The organism is bacterium (genome assembly GCA_037131655.1).
Taxonomy (GTDB): Bacteria; Armatimonadota; Fimbriimonadia; order Fimbriimonadales; family JBAXQP01; genus JBAXQP01.
Map to the genome: position 1 here is coordinate 1 of JBAXQP010000300.1, position 3,286 is coordinate 3,286.

4 protein-coding genes are annotated in these 3,286 nt (G+C 50.3%); 3 read left to right on the plus strand and 1 reads right to left on the minus strand.

The features are described 5' to 3' along the window. Window positions 1-270: hypothetical protein (locus tag WCO51_11475; GenBank protein ID MEI6513874.1), on the plus strand; the 270-nt coding region annotated here is incomplete at its 5' end. 467 nt (window positions 271-737) lie between these two features. Here WCO51_11475 and WCO51_11480 read toward each other — a convergent pair. After that, window positions 738-1,424: an ankyrin repeat domain-containing protein gene (locus WCO51_11480; protein ID MEI6513875.1), complete on the minus strand. Its 687-nt coding sequence runs from the start codon at window positions 1,422-1,424 to the stop codon at window positions 738-740. A 172-nt stretch (window positions 1,425-1,596) separates the two neighbouring features. On the opposite strand from WCO51_11480, the gene WCO51_11485 reads away from it, so the two are divergent. Both WCO51_11485 and WCO51_11490 read left to right on the plus strand, forming a co-directional pair. Then, window positions 1,597-2,610: a zinc-binding dehydrogenase gene (locus tag WCO51_11485; GenBank protein MEI6513876.1), complete on the plus strand. Its 1,014-nt coding sequence runs from the start codon at window positions 1,597-1,599 to the stop codon at window positions 2,608-2,610. A 10-nt stretch (window positions 2,611-2,620) separates the two neighbouring features. Next, window positions 2,621-3,286, plus strand: a 666-nt coding sequence (locus WCO51_11490; protein MEI6513877.1) for an aldo/keto reductase, incomplete at its 3' end; no start/stop codon positions are given.

Consider the following 3,286-nt stretch of genomic DNA (forward strand, 5'->3'; position numbering starts at 1 on the left):
GACAAAGCGCATCTAATAGGCGCAAGCCCGAAGGAGGTCACCGCTTATCTCGATAAGAACCACATCGAACACACGGCCTATACCGTCAAAGCTGACCCCTTGAATAAGGATGAGAAGTCCAGAACGATAAGAATGGTCCAACGCACCGTCGCGAACGGCATTACCTTCAGCTACGGCCCCTACAGCATTGACTTGTTGGTCTTCCTGCACTTCGACGAGCACAACAAGCTGCGCTCCTATACATTTGACCGGTGGGATCAGGTTCTGTAACCCACAAAATCAGGGGATTGCAGCCCATGCCCGCTTTAAGACTGTGCCATGACCAATAACAAACTCCAACCCCACCCCAACACAACAAAGTTGTACCATTCAGAGCGGAGCTTGGAGTCTGTCAGGAATTGTTTCCTTTTGACCTAAGGTTCTACTGTGCCATCCGTTTGCAACCAGACAGATTCCACGCCTTCGGCTTTGAATGACACCTGACGGTGTAGGGGGCTTCGCCCCCTGGCCCCCTTTTGGACACTCTGCGTGTGTATGGGGCTATGTCCCATGCCCCCTTTGGGTATGACGTATTCCCTATAACAATCACCACCCCCAACCAAACACAACGCAGTTGTGTCACTCAGAGCAAAGCGTGGAGTCTGTCTGGGAGGTGACCCCGTGCAATAAGCCATGCCAGAAGGAGATTGCCACGGGTACAAGGCATCCCACGCAATGACACTTATGGCTGATAAGACTCATTCCTTCGCCCCGGCTTTGCGAAGGAGGGTGATGATTTCTGTACAATTGTTCTTGATTGCCATACTGAGAGCAGTATTACCTTCAGCATCCTTGACATTGATATCCGCTTTCTTACTGATGAGAAGTTTTACGGATTCTACACTTCCCCACGATGACATGTAAATGAGCGGCGTCATTCCGTTAACATGCATTACGTTGATATCAGCGCCATTTTCGATAAGGAGCTTAAGAATCGCAGAATTTCCTTTTTGGGCTGCAATAATAAGTGAAGTAGAGCCATTATTAGCTTGAGCATTGACGTTCGCACCTTTCTCAATCAGAAGCTTTATAGCTTCACTGTTTCCTGAAAAGGTAGCTGTCATAAGCGCTGTTGAGCCGTAGGGCCCCTTCACATTGACATCAGCACCTTTCTCTATCAAGAGCTTTATTGCTTTCGCACGCCCGTAGAGTATCGCATCCATAAGCACTGAATAGCCCTTTTTGTTCTTAGCGTTGATGTCTGCACCTTTACTGAGCAGGGATACTATCACTTCAACATTCCCATCTTCTGCAGCTTGATGCAAAGTGGTGATGGGTTTTTTGCTATGGGAAGTATTTGCATACCACGTACAGATGATTCCCAACATAAAGGCTATTACAGTGAACGTGCATGCAATTATTAGAATTTTTGGAAAGTATTTCATCTCCTCTCCTCTCGTGTATATGTCTATTAAATAATTATACACAGAGGGATGAATCTCCTGCTTGCTATTTGGTATGGCTGCGAATTCTTCCTCTAGCATCTCGTAAACGGTTGACTTTGGGCTTGCGGGCGTTGTAAAGTAGGCATTTGAGACTTGGTGATTTGGAGGGGTTATGGCGATGAAGGCGATTGTGGCGGAAGCTGGGAATAAGGTTGCGATTTGGGATAATGTGCCGATGCCAGTACCGGGGCCTTATGAGGCGCTGATTAAGGTGACGGCGGCTAGTCTTTGCAATAGTACCGACCAGAAGATCTTGCATGGCGAGTTCTGCGGGCCTTTGCCCGGCATACTGGGGCATGAAGCTGTGGGGCGCGTGGTTGAAGTAGGGTCGAAGGTTCGGCTTTATAAGATAGGTGATTTAGTCACACGGCCTCGCGTGGGTGACTATCCTGAGATTGGGCTAAGAAGCTTGTTCGGGTCATTCGTTGAATACGGTTTGGCGCATGATGCACGTGCACAGGCGGAAGATGAAGGGAAGACCTTGTCTTATACGCCCGATCAGACGGTCGCTACACCCGATTGGGATGCGATGGCGCTGACCCAGTGCATCACACTCAAAGAGACGCTCTCATTTTTGCGTAATTGGAAGGTAGGGCCGGGGCATACAGTTCTTATTTATGGCACGGGGCCTGTTGGGGTGTCGTTCTCACTTTGGGCACAGTATCTTGGCTGCGATAAGGTGATTGTCGTTGGACGTCGTGATGAGGCGTGCCAGAGAGCGATTGACTTTGGCCGGGCAACCCACGCGATTAACAACGCAAAGCAAAGTGTTCCGCAGGCCGTTAGGGAGATTACCGGCGTTGGTGTGACCCATGCGATTGAGGCGATTGGGGAGAACTCAGTCCTACAAGACTGCTTGGATAGCCTTGCGCCGGGTGGGGAAGTGGGCATCTATGGCGTTCCTCCGGATAGCCAGGGACGTTCGCCGCTACTTGATGACCCTCGGGTTTCGTCCGTTGGTCCTAATGAGGCCACTGCGGATGCGGAGGTCTTGCCTTTAGTGAAGGCGGGCAAGATACCCGGTAAAGAGTTTGTTAGCCATACACTACACTTCACGGAAGCCGCTAAGGGCTTCGAGCTACTGGCCTCGAAGGAGGCCTTCAAAGTCGGATTACTATTTGATTAATGGAGAAATTATGAAATACAGAAAGTTTGGAAGGACCGGACTTCAGGTAAGTGAAGTCTCTCTCGGCTTCGCATTTACCTCGGAGCCAATCCCTGTTTTGACGATGGCATTGGACGCGGGTATTAACCTGGTGGACACAGCAGCAGGTTATGGCGATAGTGAGGACAGGCTCGGAACCGCTTTGAAGGCATGTAAAAGGCCTATTATGGTAGAGACGAAATTCGGCGGACGCCCCTGGCCATTCAACCCGAAGGACAAGGCTGCCTTGCGCAAGAGTTTCGAGGACAGTTTGAAGAACCTGAACCTTGACTCGGTGGACATCCTTATGATCCACGAGCCTGATCGCCCGGGCCAATATGATTGGTACGACGACTACAAGAACTTCACCGGTCCTGTGACCGAGCTTATGCAAGAGCTTAAAGATGAGGGCCTCATTAAGTTCCTTGGGTTAGGCGGCACCACTGCCTACGAGATGGCGAATGTGATGGATACCGGCCAGTTCGACGTGGTTTTGAGCGCATTCAACTACAGCTTGCTATGGCGCGAAGCCGAACAGGCCATTATTCCTGTGGCAAAGAAGCATGATATCGCTGTGATATGCGCCTCTCCGCTACAACAGGGGTGGTTGATCAGACGATGGGACGATGAAGTCAATAATGGCGCCAGTTGGCTATCC